General features: G+C 61.6%; 16 protein-coding genes. 14 read left to right on the top strand and 2 right to left on the bottom strand.

Features of this window, described 5'->3' with window-relative positions:
- Window positions 1-5: 5 nt before the first annotated feature.
- Together ADN01_RS10865 and ADN01_RS10860 are read right to left on the bottom strand one after the other, a co-directional pair.
- The gene (locus tag ADN01_RS10865; RefSeq protein ID WP_062419554.1) at window positions 6-326 is read right to left on the bottom strand and encodes an Asp-tRNA(Asn)/Glu-tRNA(Gln) amidotransferase subunit GatC; all 321 of its coding nucleotides are present in this window, start codon (window positions 324-326) and stop codon (window positions 6-8) included.
- Between the two features lie 115 nt (window positions 327-441).
- Window positions 442-915, bottom strand: a complete 474-nt coding sequence (locus ADN01_RS10860; RefSeq protein ID WP_062419555.1) for a hypothetical protein — start codon at window positions 913-915, stop codon at window positions 442-444.
- A 252-nt stretch (window positions 916-1,167) separates the two neighbouring features.
- Here ADN01_RS10860 and ADN01_RS10855 point away from each other — a divergent pair, with 252 nt between their 5' ends.
- The 14 genes from ADN01_RS10855 (at window position 1,168) to ADN01_RS10790 (ending at window position 16,913) form a co-directional block, all read left to right on the top strand.
- Complete coding sequence (locus tag ADN01_RS10855; protein ID WP_062419556.1) at window positions 1,168-1,548, top strand: response regulator; 381 nt, start codon at window positions 1,168-1,170, stop codon at window positions 1,546-1,548.
- A gap of 9 nt (window positions 1,549-1,557) precedes the next feature.
- Window positions 1,558-2,763, top strand: a complete 1,206-nt coding sequence (locus ADN01_RS10850; RefSeq protein ID WP_062419557.1) for a threonine synthase — start codon at window positions 1,558-1,560, stop codon at window positions 2,761-2,763.
- Window positions 2,764-2,894: 131 nt separating this feature from the next.
- Complete coding sequence (locus tag ADN01_RS10845) at window positions 2,895-4,043, top strand: hypothetical protein (RefSeq protein ID WP_062419558.1); 1,149 nt, start codon at window positions 2,895-2,897, stop codon at window positions 4,041-4,043.
- 45 nt (window positions 4,044-4,088) lie between these two features.
- The gene (locus ADN01_RS10840; RefSeq protein ID WP_062419559.1) at window positions 4,089-6,359 is read left to right on the top strand and encodes an ArnT family glycosyltransferase; all 2,271 of its coding nucleotides are present in this window, start codon (window positions 4,089-4,091) and stop codon (window positions 6,357-6,359) included.
- Window positions 6,356-6,769: a hypothetical protein gene (locus ADN01_RS19645; RefSeq protein ID WP_062419560.1), complete on the top strand. Its 414-nt coding sequence runs from the start codon at window positions 6,356-6,358 to the stop codon at window positions 6,767-6,769. Before ADN01_RS10840 ends, ADN01_RS19645 begins: the two co-directional genes overlap by 4 nt.
- Complete coding sequence (locus tag ADN01_RS10830) at window positions 6,762-7,367, top strand: class IV adenylate cyclase (protein WP_062419561.1); 606 nt, start codon at window positions 6,762-6,764, stop codon at window positions 7,365-7,367. The genes ADN01_RS19645 and ADN01_RS10830 overlap by 8 nt, the downstream gene beginning before the upstream one ends.
- Before the next feature lie 249 nt (window positions 7,368-7,616).
- Entirely contained in the window at window positions 7,617-8,384 is a 768-nt protein-coding gene (locus ADN01_RS10825) for an ABC transporter ATP-binding protein (protein ID WP_236691008.1), read from the top strand.
- A 19-nt stretch (window positions 8,385-8,403) separates the two neighbouring features.
- A complete protein-coding gene (locus tag ADN01_RS10820; protein ID WP_075071126.1) occupies window positions 8,404-9,480 on the top strand; it encodes an ATP-binding cassette domain-containing protein in 1,077 nt (358 codons plus the stop codon).
- Window positions 9,477-11,885: an ABC transporter permease gene (locus tag ADN01_RS10815; protein ID WP_062419562.1), complete on the top strand. Its 2,409-nt coding sequence runs from the start codon at window positions 9,477-9,479 to the stop codon at window positions 11,883-11,885. Before ADN01_RS10820 ends, ADN01_RS10815 begins: the two co-directional genes overlap by 4 nt.
- A gap of 71 nt (window positions 11,886-11,956) precedes the next feature.
- A complete protein-coding gene (locus tag ADN01_RS10810) occupies window positions 11,957-12,319 on the top strand; it encodes a hypothetical protein (RefSeq protein WP_062419563.1) in 363 nt (120 codons plus the stop codon).
- A 21-nt stretch (window positions 12,320-12,340) separates the two neighbouring features.
- Complete coding sequence (locus tag ADN01_RS10805) at window positions 12,341-13,633, top strand: PQQ-dependent sugar dehydrogenase (protein WP_075071125.1); 1,293 nt, start codon at window positions 12,341-12,343, stop codon at window positions 13,631-13,633.
- A gap of 113 nt (window positions 13,634-13,746) precedes the next feature.
- On the top strand, window positions 13,747-13,977 hold the full coding sequence (locus ADN01_RS10800) for a hypothetical protein (protein ID WP_062419565.1): 231 nt from the start codon (window positions 13,747-13,749) through the stop codon (window positions 13,975-13,977).
- Window positions 13,978-14,171: 194 nt separating this feature from the next.
- A complete protein-coding gene (locus ADN01_RS10795; protein ID WP_062419566.1) occupies window positions 14,172-14,960 on the top strand; it encodes a hypothetical protein in 789 nt (262 codons plus the stop codon).
- A 210-nt stretch (window positions 14,961-15,170) separates the two neighbouring features.
- Complete coding sequence (locus ADN01_RS10790; RefSeq protein WP_062419567.1) at window positions 15,171-16,913, top strand: S1C family serine protease; 1,743 nt, start codon at window positions 15,171-15,173, stop codon at window positions 16,911-16,913.
- Window positions 16,914-16,951 lie beyond the last annotated feature (38 nt).

Genomic DNA, 16,951 nt, shown 5'->3' with positions numbered 1-16,951 from the left:
AGGGATTATTCCAGAGTGGTGTGGGGGATGTCGGGCACAACGATGTAGCCGTCGCTGGTCTCAGGCGCCTGTTTTAAAATGGTCTGAGGTTCGGGGTAGGGCTGCCATTCGTCCTGGCGCAGGCCCTGGCGCACCTCCACCGGGAAGGGCACCCCATGTAAGCTGGCAGGGATGTCAGCGTCCAGCGGGATGGCGCTCAGTTCCTGAATGGCGGCCAGCTGGTGGTTCAGCTCTCCCCGCAGATATTCGGCCTCGTCGGGGTTCAGTTCCAGGGCGGCCAGGGCCACCAGGTGTTCAAAAATCTCTTGGGTGATCTGTTCAGGCATACGCAGGTCTCAATTTTGAATGGTTCCCCCAGGACAGGCGTCCCAGGGGAGGATGGATACGGGATATCAGGGATGCAAGAGGACAGCCAGCACAGCCAGCGGACGCGCTCCAGCCTTAGGGGCCGGGCGGCGCATCCGTGGGGGTTACCGGTGTATTGGTGGGCGGCTTGGGCGTCCGAGTTTTGGTGGGGCGCGGCGTGCGCGTGCGCGTGGGGGTATTGGTGACCGTCGGAGTCTGGGTGATGGTAGGCGTGTTGGTGGGCGTGTTGGTCACCGTGAACGTGGGGGTGAAGGTGGGCAGGGTGAAGCCAGTCGCCGTGGCCGGAAGGGTGGAGCTGGGCGCCAGGGTGACGCCCGGGCCAGCCACCGCCGGCTGCTCGCCGGTGAAGCCTTCGGGGGTCCAGGTGGGCGGCAGCGCGCGCAGCGTGGCCGTGGAAGTGGGGATGGCAATCGTGGGCGGCAGCGTGGGCGGCTTAAACGGGTTGATGGCTGTGTATGGATTGACCATGATCTGAAGCACAACAACCACCACCCCAACCAGCACAAACAAGGTCAGAATGGTGAGAATGTCCCAGATGGTTATCTTCATGGCTTTCCCTCCTGGCTAATTTGCACCGGTCGCGCCGCCGCATTCGTCTACAATGATCAGAACCTGTGCAAGATCTACGCCAGATCTGCTGCACCCAAAAATGGACATACAATCTGTCTTCTGCCAGTATATCCGACTTTCGCGTAGTGTCAAGCAAAGGCGCGCGGGCGCTTTTGAGGTTGTCAGATTTTGATAACCTTGATATGATCAAATTGGGTAGGGGCCCATGTCAGACGCAAAAGGAAAGCCGATTTGAACCCAACCGTCCTCTACATTGAAGATGAAGCCGAACACCGCCTACTGGTGCAGCAGGCCCTGGAAGCCATTGGCTATAATTTCGTGGGCGCGGAAACCGGCATGGAAGGCATTGCCGCCGCCCAAGAGACCCTCCCCAACCTGATCTTGCTGGATATTCATCTCCCCGATGTGTTAGGCTATGAGGTCGTCCGCCAGCTGCGAGCCAGTTCCAACCCCAAACTGCGGGATGTGCCCGTCATTGCCATCAGCGCCGACACCCTGCGCGGCGCGGTGGAAAAGGCCCTGCAGGCTGGTTGTGATGTTTATATGAGCAAACCCATTCACATTCGCGAGTTGTGGACGCGTGTCCAAAGCTTTTTATCCGACTTTAAATAAGGAAAAAAGATGGCCCATCCCACCCACCGCTCCTACCTTCTGCGTCTGGAATGTCCCCAGTGTAAGCGGGTCTTCGACCCCCACCAACTGCAAACCTTCTGTCCCGACTGCCGCGGCCCTCTGGTCTCGTATTACGACCTGGAAAGTGTGCGCCGTCACACCGACCGCGACGCCCTGGCTGCCCGCCCGCGGGGCATGTGGCGCTGGGCCGAGCTGCTGCCGGTGTTTGACCCCGCCAAAATTGTCAGCCTGGGCGAAGGCGATTCCCCCCTGCTGTGTCTGCCCCGCCTGGGAGCCCACATTGGCATGCCGCACCTGCTCTTAAAAGATGAAAGTCTCAACCCCACCGGCAGCTTCAAGGCGCGCGGTTTGGCCGGGGCCATCTCGAAAGCGCATGAGCTGGGCGTGGAGCGCGTGATTATCCCCACCGCCGGAAACGCCGGCGGGGCCATGGCTGCCTATGCCAGCCGGGCGGGCATGCAGGCCGCCGTGTATATGCCCAAAGATACCCCCCAGGCCAACATGCTGGAAACGCGCATCACCGGCGCCGAAGTGCACCTGGTGGACGGCCTGATCAGCGACGCCGCCGCTTTGGCCGGGGCGCGCGCCCGCGACGAAGGCTGGTTCGACGTTTCTACCTTTAAAGAGCCGTACCGCCTGGAAGGCAAAAAGGTCATGGGCCTGGAAATTGCCGAAAGCCTGGGCTGGCAGCTTCCGGACGTGATCCTTTACCCCACCGGCGGCGGCACGGGCCTGGTGGGCATTTGGAAAGCCCTCAAGGAGCTGGAAGCCCTGGGCTGGCTGGAAACCAAATCCTTCCCGCGCATGGTGGCCGTGCAGGCTGACGGCTGCGCGCCAGTGGTGAAAGCCTTTGAAGAAAACGCCGACACCTGCCAAATGTGGCAGGGTGCGCAGACTCTGGCTTCCGGCCTGCGCGTGCCCAAGAGCTTCGCTGACCGGCTGATTCTGGAAACCCTGCGCGAAAGCGGCGGAACGGCCGTGGCCGTCTCCGACAGCGACATCCTCGCCGCCCAGCGCCATTTAGCTACCGCCGAAGGGCTGTTTGTGGCCCCCGAAGGCGCCGCCACCCTGGCCGCCCTGCAAATCCTCCAGCGCCGCCAATGGGTGCGCCCCGACGAGCGCGTGCTGCTGCTCAACACCGGCACGGGGCTGAAATATCTCGAATCCAGCTTCCCCGAAGAATTCGCCCACTAGCCCTTCATCCACACGACCCCAGCACAGACGTCCCCTCCCGCGGGGCGTCTGCTTTTGGGCTGTGCTATAATCACCCCCATCAAACCATGCCCCCAAGCAGCCCTGCCGCTTTGGGTACTCGAAGGAAAGTCATGACGGCAAGCCCCTGGATGATCTGGCTCAAACGCTACCGCGTGTTGGTTTTGGCCGCGGTGCTGTACTTCCCCCTCATCTTTTTTGGCTACGGCAGCGATTACGACGCCCACGGTGTGGTATGGGCCGGTAAGCATTTCGTCAAAACTCTCGATTACGTCCCCTCTCGCAGCCCCGGCTTCCTGGTGCATGAAACCATGACGCTGATCCTCAACACCCTGGGCGGCAGCCTGCTGACCAATTTGGGCAGTCTGTGCATGGCTCTGGTGTTCCTGGGCAGCTTTTTGGCCGTCGCCCGCCGCTTCCAGTTGGAACAGGCCGAGCTGCTCACCCTGATCATGGCCGTCCATCCTTACACCTGGGTCAGCGCCGCCAGCACCATTGACTACTTCTGGGCGCTGGGTTTCGCCTTCCTGGGCTTCTACCTGCTCTTGGATCAGCGCCCACTCTTCGCGGGCATTGCCCTGGGGCTGGCGGTGGGGTCGCGCATTTCCACCGGTCTGGTCATCGCCGCGGTGCTGCTGTTCGTGTTCATTACCCAACGCAGCCAACGCAAACAGGCCGTGGGCGCAGGGGCTGCCGCCGCGCTGGTGGCGGTGCTGTGCTACCTGCCCACCGCCGATTTTGTAGAATGGAGCTGGCGTTTCCTCAAACCCACCGTCGGCGACGAGACCTTCTGGTCGCTGCCGCTGCGCCTGGGGCGCTTTGGCTACAAAAATGTCATCTTCTGGAGCCTGCCCGGCTTCCTGGCCCTGGTCTTTGTGGGCGCTGCCGCCCTTCTCCGGCTGGTGCGCCGCGGCAAAAGCCTGCCAAACGCCGCCCTGGGCTGGCTGGGGCTGGCGGGCGTTTTGGCTTACGAGGCCTTTTTCTACCAAATCCCCACTGAAATCTCTTACCTGCTACCGACCCTGCCCTTTTGGATGCTGCTGCTGGGCGTCACCCTGCCCCACAAGCGCCGCTGGCTGCTGGGGCTGGCCGCCCTGGTGCTCATCAGCAATTTTGTCACCGTCAATGTGGCGCGTCCCAATGTGCCCAATCAGGCCACCGGCGCGGAATATGGGCTGTGGGTGGAGCCCGGCCACCTGGTGAAAGATTTTGCCGCCCGCCAGGCCAAAATCGGTTACGAATATCCCGACCCCCTGCCCTAAAAGGCCGCGTCTGCCTGCTCATGCTATAATCATGGGGTGACGCCCATGAACCCCAAGCCGCCTTCCCAAGACTCAACCGAACCCGAAGCTGTGGAGCTGGCCGCGGGGCGTGCGCGCGTGCGCCTGCTCATTCAAGCCCCCCCCGGCACGCGGGTGCGCGTGACCCTGGAGGCCGAAGACACCCCCGATGGGCTGGCCGTGCAGGCCCAGGCCGAGCCCGACAGGCCGCATGTGTTCAGCGCCGCCTGGGAGGCCCTGGCGGCCGGGGTGCAGCGCGTGTCTGCCTGGGTGCAGCGCGCCGGGGCCGAAAAACACCTGGAATTCGGTCTGCTCGGCCTGACCCTGGCGGTTTATCTGCTGACCCGCTTCATCGGCCTGGAGCAATACCCCATCTATTTCTTCACCGATGAGGCCGTGCAAACCGTGCTGGCGCAGGATTTCCTGCGCGACGGCCTGCGCGGCTCCGATAAGATCCTGCTGCCCACCTATTTCCTCAACAGCTACCAGTACAACCTCAGCCTGTCGGTGTACGTGCAGGTGCTGCCCTATCTCCTGCTGGGCAAAGCCATCTGGATCACCCGCGGCGTTCCCGCCCTGCTTTCGGTGCTGGCCTGCCTGTGGGTGGCGCTGACGCTGCGGCGGGTGTTCCACCTGCCGCACGCCTGGGCGGGCGCGCTGCTGCTGTCCATCACCCCCGCCTGGTTCCTGCATTCCCGCACCGCCTTCGAAACCAGCCTGGCGGTCACCTTCCTGGCGGGCTTCGTCTATTACTATCTGCGCTACCGCACCGGCCATCCCCGCGCCCTGCTGCTGGCGGCGCTGATGGGCGCGCTGACCTTTTACAGCTACGCCCCCACCCGCCTGGCCATTGGGCTGGCCGCCGTGTTCCTGCTGCTCAGCGACGCCGCCTATCATTGGCAGCAGCGCAAATGGGTGGGCTGGGCTTTTCTGCTCACCCTGCTGCTGGCCCTGCCGCTGCTGCGTTTTCAGCTGGCTCACCCCACCGAGAATCTCAACCATCTGCGCGTGCTCAATTCCTACTGGATCCAGCCCATCTCGCTCAGCGCCAAGCTGGGGCAGTTCTTCAGCGAATACGCCCGCGGCCTGAACCCCATGTACTGGTATCTGCCCAACACAGTTGATTTGGAGCGGCACACCATGAAAGGCTACGGCCACCTGCTGCGCTTTACCCTGCCCTTCCTGCTGGTGGGTCTGGGCGCCGCCCTGTGGAAGATCCGCTCAGCCCCCCACCGCGCGCTGCTGCTGGTGCTGCTGGCCGCGCCCAGCGGGGCCGCCCTGGTGGCGCTGGGCATTACCCGCGCCCTGGTGATGGTCATTCCGGCCGCCTTGCTCAGCGGCCTGGGCCTGTGCCTGCTGCTCCAATGGATCGAGAAGCGCTGGCGCGTGCCGCGCACCGCTCTGGCCGTCCTGACTTTTGCCCTCCTGGCGGGGGTTAACGTGTACATGCTGCGCGACGCATTGGTCAACGGCCCGCTGTGGTTCCGTGATTACGGCCTGGGCGGTATGCAGTATGGAGCCAAGCAATTGGTAGCCGCCATTGACGAATATCAGAACCAAAACCCCGGCGCGCGCCTGATCGTTTCACCCTCCTGGGCCAACGGTACCGACACCATTCTGCGCTTCTTCTACCCAGAGGATCTGCCCTACCAGATGGGCAGCATTGAGGGCTATTTATATGAAATTCAGCCGCTGGACGAGCAGACTGTGTTTGTGATGATCCCGCAGGAGTTTAAAATGGTGAACGCCAACCCCAAGTTCACCGATGTGCGCGTGGAGAAAACCGTACCCACCCCCGACGGGTTGACTGGCTTCTACTTTGTGCGCCTGCGCTACGCCGACAATATCCAAGAGATTTTGGAATCGGAACGCCAGGCGCGCCAGGCCCTGCGCGAAGGTGAAATCCGCCTGGGCGGCCTGACCCTGCCTGTGCGCTATTCCTATCTGGATATGGGCGAAATCGGCCAGCTTTTCGACGGCGACGAGAACACCCTGGTGCGCACCCTGGAAGCCAACCCCCTGCGCCTGCAAATTACCATGAATGAGCAAATCCGCCTCTCCGGCGTTGAAGCGCGCATCGGCGGAACCGCCACCGAAGTGACCGCCACCCTGGTGGACGCCGCCGGGCAGGTATTGGCCCAGCAGCAGATCTCCGCCGCCGACGACCCCAACCCGCGCTGGGTCAGCCTGCGCTTTAACCAGGCCTACACCCCCGCCGCCCTGTGGCTGGATGTGCGCAGCCTGCACGACGGCGAACCCGCCCATGTGCACCTATGGGAAGTGCGGTGGCAGGAATGAAGCCGCGCCGGGCGCGCACCTGGCAGGTCTGGCTGGCTGCCGCCCTGTTTGCGCTGGCGGCCTTCTTCGGTTTTTCGCGCGCCTACCAAAGCCTGCTCTACAGCGACCTGCTGGCCGCCTACCGCGCCCAGCCCGCCCCGCCGTATGGGGTCGTCACCGGCCTGCTGTGGGGCCTGGCGGGGCTGCTGGCCAGTTTCAGCGTATGGTCAGGCTGGCACGCCCGGCGCATCGCCTATTGGACGGCAGGGGGCATGGCCGTCACCTATTGGGCCGACCGGCTGCTCTTTTCGCAGTCCAGCGCGGCGCGCGCCAACACGCCCTTTGCTGCCTTTTTCAGCCTGTGCCTGCTCGTATTCGTCATCGCTGCCGTGCAATCAAAGCCACCCCGAGAAGGAAAATCCGATGAATAAAGATGAAATCGAAGCCAAGTTTTACCTGCGCGACCGCCCGGCCTATATCGCGCGTTTGCAAGCCGCGGGGGCGGTGTTGGAACACCCCCGCATGTTGGAACAAAACCTGCGCTTCGACCTGCCGGACGGCAGCCTGATGGCGCAGAAAAATGTGCTGCGCCTGCGCCAAGACCGCGCTGCCCTGCTCACTTTCAAAGGCCCCACCCGTCCTCAGCAAGGGGTAGCCGTGCGCACCGAAATTCAGTTTGAGGTCAGCGATTTCGACGCCGCCCGCGGCCTGTTGGAAGCCCTGGGGTATCAGGTGGTGGTGATGTACGAGAAATACCGCGAAGATTACTTCCTGGGGGAAGTCCTCATCACCGTGGATGAAATGCCCTTCGGCCTGTTCACCGAACTGGAAGGCCCCTCTGTGGAGGCCGTTCAGGAAGCCGCCCACCGCCTGGGGCTGAACTGGGAAGCGCGCGGAGCCGCCGGTTACCTGGAGCTGTTCGACCGGCTCAAGAAGGCCCGTGGGCTGCCGCTGCAGCACCTCAGCTTTGCCGAAGTGGGCGGGCTGGGGGTGCGCCCCGAAGAACTGGGCATGATCCCTGCCGATTAACCCGTCCTCACGCCAACACCAGCCGCAAAACTCGCCGCTCCGGGCACAATGTGCCTGAAAGTGTGACTGGAATGTGCCTGCGCACCCAGGGCAGGGTTTCTGCACTCCCCTATAATAAAACCAACCAGTCGGTATGTTTATCTGTCAAAACTGTAATCTGATTCTAAGGAATTTTTGGACAAATCCGGTTTACAATTGCCTCGATTGAACCTTGGTAAAAATATGTGTAAACCTTTGGAAAATGACGGTATGATGTTTGAACCCACGAAATTACCCCTACCGGTAGATGCTTCGACCCCTGTCGCCGCTCTCACCGCGCTGCACAACCCCAAACCCCTGCTGAGTCTGCGCCAGGTGGTCAAGGTGTACCCCACCCGCTCCGGCGATATCACCGCCCTGAAAGGCATTGACGCCGAATTTTACCGCGGTGAATTTGTCGGCATTGTCGGCAAATCGGGCGCGGGGAAATCCACCCTCACCCACATGATCAGCGGCGTGGATCAGGTCACCTCCGGCGAAGTGTGGTTTGAAGACACCCCCGTGCACACCCTCAGTGAGGATCAAAAAGCCTTGTGGCGCGGGCGGCATGTGGGTGTGGTCTATCAGACCTTTCAGCTCATGCCCAGTCTGTCCCTTTTGGATAACATTTTGCTGCCGATGGAATTTTGCGGCACCTATCAGCGCGGCAAAAGCGAAGAGCGCGCCCTGGAACTGCTGCGCGCGGTGGAATTGGAAGACCACGCCTTCAAAAAGCCCTCGGCCATCTCCGGCGGCCAGCAGCAGCGCGCCGCCATTGCCCGCGCCCTGGCCAACGACCCGCCCCTCATCGTGGCTGACGAGCCCACCGGCAATCTGGATACAGCCACCGCTGAAACGATTTTCAGTTTGTTTGAGACTCTGGCCGAGCGGGGCACAACCATTTTGATCGTCAGTCACGACCGCAGCCTGGAAGATCGCGTTTCGCGCCTGCTGACCATCACCGATGGTGAATTATCGGAAATGCGCAGCCTGCGCTGAGTTGTAAGGAGTCCCTCGTATGGCAGTCACCAGCGCGCTTCCGCAGGTTCCCCACATGGGGGAATCCATCCGGATGCGCAAGATCGTAAAGAAGTTTAAAACCGTGGCCGGGGATGTGACCGTCCTCAAAGGGGTGGATGCGGAATTTCACCCCGGCGAATTTGTGGGCGTAGTGGGGAAATCCGGCTCTGGAAAATCCACCCTGGTCAACATGCTCACCGGCATTGATAAACCCACTTCGGGTGAAGTGCAGATTGGCGACACCCTGGTGCACAAGCTCAGCGAAAGCGATCGTTCCCGCTGGCGCGGTTTAAATTTGGGGATCGTCTTCCAGTTTTACCAGCTTCTGCCGGTGCTGTCCCTGTTGGAAAACACCATGCTGCCCATGGATATCGCCGGGAAGATTCCCCCCACCGAGCGCGAAAGCCGCGCTCTGGACCTGCTGCGTCAGGTGGGGCTGGAGCACGATGTGCACAAGCTCCCCGCCGCCGTTTCCGGCGGTCAGCAGCAAGCTGCCGCCATCGCCCGCGCCCTGGCCAACGACCCGCCTTTCATCATCGCCGACGAACCCACCGGCAACCTGGATTCGCGCACGGCGGAATCCATCTTTGGCATCTTCGAAGGGCTGGCTGCCCAGGGCAAAACCATCCTGGTGGTCACCCACGACCCCCAGTTGGCCCAACGCACCAGCCGCACCCTGCTGCTGTGCGACGGCGAGGTCATTCACCCTGCCGTGGCCGCTGCCCTGCCCTGGCTGAGCCATCCGCAGATGCTGCGCGCCACCCACCACAGCCGCCCCATTCATTTGGACGCGGGCCAGAGCCTGGCAAAAACCGGTGAAACCCTGGAAGGCGTGTTTGTGATCGTCAGCGGAACCCTGGAACAGACCCATGCCGACAGCGGCGAGCCCCTGCGCCTGGGAGCCAACCGCATCCTCGGGCACAACGCCTTCCTGATGGGCCGCCCCGCCCGCGCCGAAGTCGCGGCGGTGGAACCCAGCGAAGTGCTCCTGCTGGACGGTGCCGTCTATCAAGACCTGGCCGCCCACAGCAGCCTGCGCGCCGAGCTGGCCAAAACGGGCGAGGATTGGCTGTGAAACCCTGGCAGTCCTATTTAAGACCCAGCTGGCGTAAGGTTCTTTCTGATCTGATCGGCAACCGCACGCGCACCCTCTTGGTGGTGGCCTCCATCGCCGTGGGCGTGTTTGCCGTAGGCATGATCGCCGGGTCGTATTACATCATCCCCAGCGACATGAATGACAGCTACAGCAGCGCCAACCCCGCCAACATTCAAATTCAAACCCGCCCCTTTGATGAGAACCTCATCCGCGCGGTGGAGCGCACCCGCGGCGTGTCCAGCGCCGACGGCGAGCGCACCGTCTCGGTGCGCATGAAGACCCCCGACGGCGATTGGGTCAGCCTGAGTCTCATCGCCCGCACCCAGCCCTTTGCCGAACGCATTGACCTGGTGAAGCCCCTCAGCGGGGCGGTGGAACCCGGAAAAAACGAGCTGATCCTGGAAAAGCGCACCGCCGAAAAGTACAGCCTCGGCCCAGGGGATGTTTTGGAGCTGAAGCTGGAGGATGACTCCATCCGGCGCATGAAAATCGCCGGAACCGCCCAGGACCTGACCTCCGGCATCGGCGGCATGTTTAACAACACCAAGGGCTACATCTCCGACGAGAGCATCGAGTGGCTGCACGAGCCGTATTACTTCTCGCGCCTGCTGGTGCGCGTGGCCGAAGGGGATAATGACCCCGCTGCCATTCAAGCTGTGGCCGACAACGTGAAGGACACTCTGGCCAAAGACGGCTACGAGATTTACCAGATTCAGAAGAACCCTACCAATGTGCACCCGATGGAATCGATCTTACAGGCCATCATCCAGGTGCTGCTCTATCTGGGGGTGCTCATCGTCTTCCTGAGCGGGTCACTCATCTCCAACACCCTCACCGCCCTGCTGAACCAGCACCTGCCCCAAATTGGGGTGATGAAGTTGGTGGGAGCGCAGCGCCGCCAGATCATCCGCCTGTACCTGGCCCTCATCTTGTCCTTCGGCCTGCTCTCGCTGGTCATCGCCATCCCTTTGGGGAGCTGGGCCGCTTACGCCCTTTCCGATTTCGCCGCGGGGCTGATCAACTTCCCTCTCAGAGGCTTCCGCATCGTCCCGCAGGCCATCTTGATTCAAATTGCCATCGGTTTGTTTGTGCCCCTGCTGGCGGGCATTTGGCCGGTGGTGCGCGGAGCCGGGGTGACGGTGGACTCAGCCATCAGCGGCGGCAGCCACATGCAGGAAGCTCCCGCCCAAAAGTCGCTGGTGGATCAGGGGCTGGGGCGGCTGCGCTCGCTTTCGCGCCCCTTGCTCATCTCGGTGCGCAACACCTTCCGGCGCAAAGGCCGCCTGGTGCTCACCCTGCTGACCCTCACCCTCGGTGGGGCTATCTTCATCTCGGTTTTCAACGTGCAGGTCTCGCTGAACCACAAGATCGAGCAGATCACCAAATATTTCTCGGCGGATGTCAACCTGGATTTCAACCGCCCCTACCCCATTCATCAAGTCACCGCCCTGGTGCGCGGCGTGGATGAGGTCGTCAGCGTGGAACCCTGGGCCATTGGGCAGGCCAACGTGCTCAACGAGAAAGATGAGGTGGTCGATTCCCTCACCCTGCTGGGACCGCCCGCCAACAGCCCCCTGGTCACGCCCATCATCACCGAAGGACGCTGGATTCAGGCGGACGATAAAAACGCCTTGACCGTCAACGAGGCCTTCATGCGCAAGGTTCCCGGTCTGAAAGTGGGCGACACCATCCGCCTGAAAGTGGGCACGCGCAAAGCGGATTGGACCGTGGTGGGCATTTTTCAATTCACCGGCATCAATGACTTGATCGCCTACAGCCACTACGACCATCTGGCGCGCACCCTCAACTACACCGCCAGCGCCGCCGCCTACCGCATCACCACTCTGGATCACAGCCTGGAGGGGCAAACGCGCCTGGCTCAACAAATTGACGCCCGTTTTCGCGCCCGCGGCTACGACATCAACTCAGTCGAAGCGGGTGCCACGATCACCAACTCGGTCACCGAATACATCGGCGTGCTGACGGCCTTCCTGGTGGTCATGGCCCTGCTGACCGCCTCGGTGGGCAGCATCGGCATGGCCGGCACCCTGAGCATGAACGTCATGGAGCGCACCCGTGAAATCGGTGTGCTGCGCGCCATCGGCGCCTACGACACCATGATTCTGCGCCTGGTGCTGGTGGAGGGCCTGCTCATCGGTTTGATCAGCTTCGTGCTGGGGGCACTTCTGTCCTTCCCCATCACCCACGTGCTGGCAGATGTGATCAGCATGGCCATCTTCAGCGCCCCGGCCCAAACCGCCTTCACCCTGCAGGGCTTCGTCATCTGGCTGGGTGTGGTCATCCTCCTGTCGGTGGGCGCCAGCCTCATCCCCGCGCGCAACGCCTCGCGCATGACCATCCGCGAAGTGCTGGCTTACGAATAAGCGGGGCAGGTGTACAACGGACTTGGGTTCTGCCCGGCGGGCGGGTATAATCAAATCAGGAGGTAGTTCTTATGTCCCCTGAGCCTTCCAAAGAAATTCAGCCGCTGGGCTTCCTGGGCGAAGTGGGCCTGCGCGCCCGGCTGGTCTTTCGCCTGCTCGGCGACCGGCGCGTGAACCTGCTGCTCAAAGCCATCCCCGTCGCTGGTGTGGCCTACTGCCTGGTCCCCGATTTGCTGATCGGCCCCTTTGACGACGCCACCGTGCTGGCCGGGGCGGCCATGCTGTTCACAGAGCTGTGTCCGCCGGAAGTGGTCAACGAGCACATGCGCAGCCTGCGCGGCGAAAACCCGCCCCCATCCGCTGCCGACCCGGCGCCCAACGCGGAAGAAGACATCATTGACGGGGAGTACAGCGAACTGCCCAAAGATCAATAACCATTCGAAGAGGAAATTCCCATGAGCGCCCATTTACCGGTACGCCCGCTCCTCCTGGGTCTGATGTTTATTTTGGCCCTCAGCGCCTGTCAGCCCGCCCCCACCGCCCTGCCTGCGGCGGTGACCCCGGCGGTCAACACCCCTGTGCCCACCACCGCGCCCGCGCAGCCCACCCCACCCCCACTCGACCCCACCCAGGCTGCCCCCGAACCCACACAGCCTGAGCCCACCCAACCTGCACCGCCCGCCGACCCCGCCGCCCTCACCTGGCGCGAGGTGGTCAGCGGCCTGAATAAGCCCGTGGATTTGACCTACGCCCCTGGCGAAGAGCAGCGCGTCTATGTGGTGGAACAGGCCGGGGTCATTCGCATCATCGAAAATGGGGCCTTGCTGGCTGAACCTTTCCTGGATCTGCGCAGCCGCGTCGGTTCGCAGGGCAGCGAACAGGGCCTGTTGGGGCTGGCCTTTCATCCCCAATACGCCCAAAACGGCTGGCTGTATGTCAATTACACCGACCGACAGGGGAATTCCCTCGTGGCGCGCTTCACACGCAGCGCCGCAGCCGCCCAGGCCGACCCCCAATCTGAAGCCGTCCTGCTGCGGGTAGAACAGCCCTACGGCAATCACAACGGCGGCGGGGTGGTCTTTGGCCCGGACGGGTTCTTATACCTGAGCTTCGGCGACGGCGGCTCGGCCAACGATCCCCTCGGCGCAGGGCAGTCCACGGACACCCTGCTGGGCAAGATTTTGCGGGTGGATGTCAACACCGGGCAGGGCTACACCATCCCCGCCGACAACCCCTTTGCCGCGGGCGGCGGGCGCGCCGAAATTTGGGCCTGGGGACTGCGCAACCCCTGGCGTTTCTCCTTTGACCGCCTGACGGGCGATGTGTACATCGCCGACGTCGGCCAAAACAAATATGAAGAGATCAACTACTGGCCTGCCGGCAGCCCGCCCAACGCCAACTTCGGCTGGGATCTGCGCGAAGCCAGCCACCCCTTTGAAGGCTCCGTGCCCGCCGGCCTCCAGCTCACCGACCCCGTCTGGGAGTACAATCACAGCCGGGGCTGCTCGGTCACCGGCGGGTACGTTTACCGCGGCCAGGCCCTGACGGAATGGCAGGGGGTGTACATCTTTGGCGATTACTGCTCCGGCCTGATTTGGGGCCTGCGCCAGGCGGAGGGCGGCTGGCAGGTGCAGCAGATGTTTGACACCGACGCCAATATCAGCGCTTTTGGCCTGGACACCCAGGGTGAATTGTATCTGCTGGATCACCGCACTGGGCGGGTGCTGCGGCTGGAGCGGGTGCGGTAAAATAGTTACGCGCTTTGTCAACGATAATTGATGACGGAACGCACTATGAAAACCGGCCGCGTGCGTTTATAGTACAATTCAGACAGCATAAGTGGATTTTTTAGGAGGTTCGCATGGCTGAAATCAATTGGGAAACCTTAAAAGTGCGCCACTGCAAACACGCAGGCGGCAAAGTTCGTTTAGAAGTGCAAAAAATCTATCCTGCCGAGTTTATGCCGGATCAACCCGCGCGCGTCGTCGCCCACCGCTGTTCGCACGGGATGCGCTGCCTGATCACCAATAAAGGCGCCTGCGTCTGGTCGGGCGGCAACCCCGGGTATGACCCCTTCATCGAAAGCGACTGAAGCCGCCTCTTCACTGACCCTTTAATCAAAGACTGGCGCACCGCCTCTGCTTTTAGCAGAGGCGGTGCGCTCTTAAACCCTACGATCCGCCTTTCAAGGCTGTCAACGGGAGCATTCTTGACTTGCCGGTTCGGATACCCTATCCTCAGGGGGAGGACAGGCACAAAAACCTGCGCAGTACAGAAAGGAGAATCATGAAACGCACTGTATTAATTCCCTTGATTGTCTTAATTTTGGCCAGCGTGGCCTGCAGTTTGGGCGGTTTAACCGGCGGAGACCAGCCCGCCGCGTCTCAGCAGGAGGGAAACCCACCTGCCGCCACCCAGGCGCCCAAATATCAGCCCACCCAGCCCGAAGCCACCCCCACCGAAGCCCCGCGCGACGAGGTGGAAGGGTTTGAAGATGAATTTGACGTGATCAATACCGACTGGTCGGACGTCTTCACTGTCACCACCCAGGCGCTGAACGGTAAGATGTTCTCTACGGTCAAGTTGGAAGACGGCAAACTGACCTTCGCCCTGAAGGACAAAGAAACCTACCAGTACAAATTCTACAAAAACCCCTTCCCCGCGGACGTGATCATTGACGCCAAGTACCAGGCAGGCGGCTACCTGTTCAACGGCATCGCCCTGGTGTGCCGCGCCAACAGCGACATGACCCAATGGTACGAGTTCCGCGTTTCCAGCGAGAGCAAGTATGCCATCTACCTCTTTGATCAGAGCCTGCGGGATTCGGGTAAGAACCCCTACGTCAGCCTCAAGCAGGGTGTGGTGGCGGTGGAGACCCTGGCCCCCACCAAAGAGAATGAACTGCGGGCGGTCTGCGACGGAACCAGCCTGATCCTGGAAGCCAACCAGGTGCAGATTGCCAACGTGCAGGATACCACCCTCTCTGAAGGCGGTATGGCTGGGGTGGGGGCTATGTCGGGCAGTTTAACCCCCGTCACCGTCTGGTTTGACTATTTCCACGTGACTCAACCCTAAATCCTCTCAGCCTGCCTCGTGCCGCTGCCCAGCCCCGCGTTCCCCTCCGCGGGGCTGGATGGTTTTCGAGAAGGGTCTCAGCGGCATTTTTTGTCCTTGACAAAATCCATTCACAATACTGACAAAAAACGTGTAAAATAGGTCAAGAAGCGATTTCCGCCCAGCGCTGTCCATTGACCCGGCTTTTGACAATAAGGAAGGAGTTGGAAGATGAAGCGTATCCTCTACCTGATGGTTCTTATCGTGTTTGTCTCTGTCGCCTGTTCCTTACCGTTTGGAAAAGATAAGGAAACCCCCACCCCAGAGCCAGAAATGCCAACCCCTATGACGGAACCGACCGCTGCGCCGGTGGAAGAAGAACCCACCGCAGAGCCGGTCAGCGGCGGCGGCGCAGTCTCCAACCTGCGGGACGCTGAAAAAGCCGTGGTGCGCATCGTCACCCAGGGCGCCTATGAGTTTGCCGGCTACGGTTCTTATGAACAGTCCTTCACCGGCACGGGCTTCATCATTGACCCCAGCGGCATCGCCGTCACCAACAACCACGTGGTCACCGGCGCCGCCCTGGTGGAAGTCTACTTCTCCGGCGATCCCAAACCGCGCCAGGCGCGCCTGTTGGGCCATTCGGAATGTTCCGACCTGGCCATCATTGATATTGACGGCGACGGCTTCCCCTACTTTGACTGGTTCACCAATGACATTGACCTGGGCCTGGAGGTCTATTCCCTGGGCTACCCGCTGGGCGACCCCGAATATTCCCAGCACCAGGGCAACATCTCTAAGAAAAACGCCAACACCCCCACCAATTGGGCGGATGTTTCCAATGTGGTGGAGCACGATGCGCTCATCAACCCCGGCAGCTCCGGCGGCCCGCTGGTCACCAGCGATGGGCAGGTGGTGGGCATTAACTACGCCTCCATCGGCTCGGCCAATCAATACTACGCCATCACCTACAAAGAAGCCCTGCCCATTTTGGACAAACTCAAAGCCGATCAGGATTTCCTCTCCATCGGCATCAACGGCGAGGCCTTCCTCACCGATGACGGCTTCTCCGGCATCTGGATCTACTCAGTGGCTTCCGGCTCCCCCGCCGACATCACCGGCATCAAAGCGGGTGATATCCTCCTGGAGATGGAAGGCATCTCCCTGGCCAAGCAAGGCACCATGTCCGAATACTGCGGCATTCTGCGCGGTAAAGCAGAAACCGCTGTGATGGGCGTCAAGATCCTGCGCTACAAAACCGGTGAAATTCTGGAAGGCCAGATCAACGGCCGCAAACTGGAAGTCACCGCGGCGGGCAGCGCCCCCGACCCAGGCTCCAGCGGCGGGTCCACCAGCCAGGCCAGCGGCGATTACTACACCGAAGAATTCAACGGCGATGTGACCCCCTGGAAGACCTGGGTGGCGGCGGGCGACGCCAACAAGAAATTTGCCACCGCCGGAGCGGGCGTGCTGCGCTTTGAGCTGCCTTCTTCCGAAACCTACGCCTATGTCCACAACACCGATTTTGTATATTCGGATGTGTATGTTGAAGCCGAGTATAAAACCATCAGCGGCGGGCGCAACGGTTTTGCTGTCATCTGCCGCGCCTCCGATCAAGGCTGGATCGAAGCTCGCATCAGCACCCGCGGCCAGTACACCGGCTCCTTTGAACTGTACCGCTACGATTACAACCTGAAGTCCCGCGGGCAGAACCCCTACGTGCAGTTGGTTCCTGGCATTGACCGCGTGTACACCAACGCCATCAAGACCGGCTTCAACACCAACACTCTGGGTATGTCCTGTGTGGGCAATGAAATTCGCCTGTTCATCAACGGCATGGAACAGTTCACCCCCAACAAGAAGGCCATCATTGACAACGTCCTCACCAGCGGCACCACCGGCGTGGGCGGCATGTCCTTCAGCGACGGCAGCGTGATCATGGAAGTGGAACGCGTGCAGACCGTTCAGCCCTAGAAGATGCGTTAGCTTTTCCAACCCGGCGCAGGGTTCGG

It is taken from the genome of Levilinea saccharolytica, assembly GCF_001306035.1.
Lineage (GTDB): Bacteria > Chloroflexota > Anaerolineae > Anaerolineales > Anaerolineaceae > Levilinea > Levilinea saccharolytica.
Note: the sequence above shows the minus strand (reverse complement) of the source record. Positions and strands in the feature narration are given on the sequence as shown.

Coding starts and splice junctions, on each gene's coding strand:
- ADN01_RS10825 (WP_236691008.1), top strand. CDS start 7,617: ATGATGTTTGAACCCACGAAATTACCCCTACCGGTAGATGCTTCGACC.
- ADN01_RS10820 (WP_075071126.1), top strand. CDS start 8,404: ATGGCAGTCACCAGCGCGCTTCCGCAGGTTCCCCACATGGGGGAATCC.
- ADN01_RS10850 (WP_062419557.1), top strand. CDS start 1,558: ATGGCCCATCCCACCCACCGCTCCTACCTTCTGCGTCTGGAATGTCCC.
- ADN01_RS10790 (WP_062419567.1), top strand. CDS start 15,171: ATGAAGCGTATCCTCTACCTGATGGTTCTTATCGTGTTTGTCTCTGTC.
- ADN01_RS10840 (WP_062419559.1), top strand. CDS start 4,089: ATGAACCCCAAGCCGCCTTCCCAAGACTCAACCGAACCCGAAGCTGTG.
- ADN01_RS10810 (WP_062419563.1), top strand. CDS start 11,957: ATGTCCCCTGAGCCTTCCAAAGAAATTCAGCCGCTGGGCTTCCTGGGC.
- ADN01_RS19645 (WP_062419560.1), top strand. CDS start 6,356: ATGAAGCCGCGCCGGGCGCGCACCTGGCAGGTCTGGCTGGCTGCCGCC.
- ADN01_RS10865 (WP_062419554.1), bottom strand. CDS start 326: ATGCCTGAACAGATCACCCAAGAGATTTTTGAACACCTGGTGGCCCTG.
- ADN01_RS10805 (WP_075071125.1), top strand. CDS start 12,341: ATGAGCGCCCATTTACCGGTACGCCCGCTCCTCCTGGGTCTGATGTTT.
- ADN01_RS10860 (WP_062419555.1), bottom strand. CDS start 915: ATGAAGATAACCATCTGGGACATTCTCACCATTCTGACCTTGTTTGTG.
- ADN01_RS10845 (WP_062419558.1), top strand. CDS start 2,895: ATGACGGCAAGCCCCTGGATGATCTGGCTCAAACGCTACCGCGTGTTG.
- ADN01_RS10795 (WP_062419566.1), top strand. CDS start 14,172: ATGAAACGCACTGTATTAATTCCCTTGATTGTCTTAATTTTGGCCAGC.
- ADN01_RS10830 (WP_062419561.1), top strand. CDS start 6,762: ATGAATAAAGATGAAATCGAAGCCAAGTTTTACCTGCGCGACCGCCCG.
- ADN01_RS10800 (WP_062419565.1), top strand. CDS start 13,747: ATGGCTGAAATCAATTGGGAAACCTTAAAAGTGCGCCACTGCAAACAC.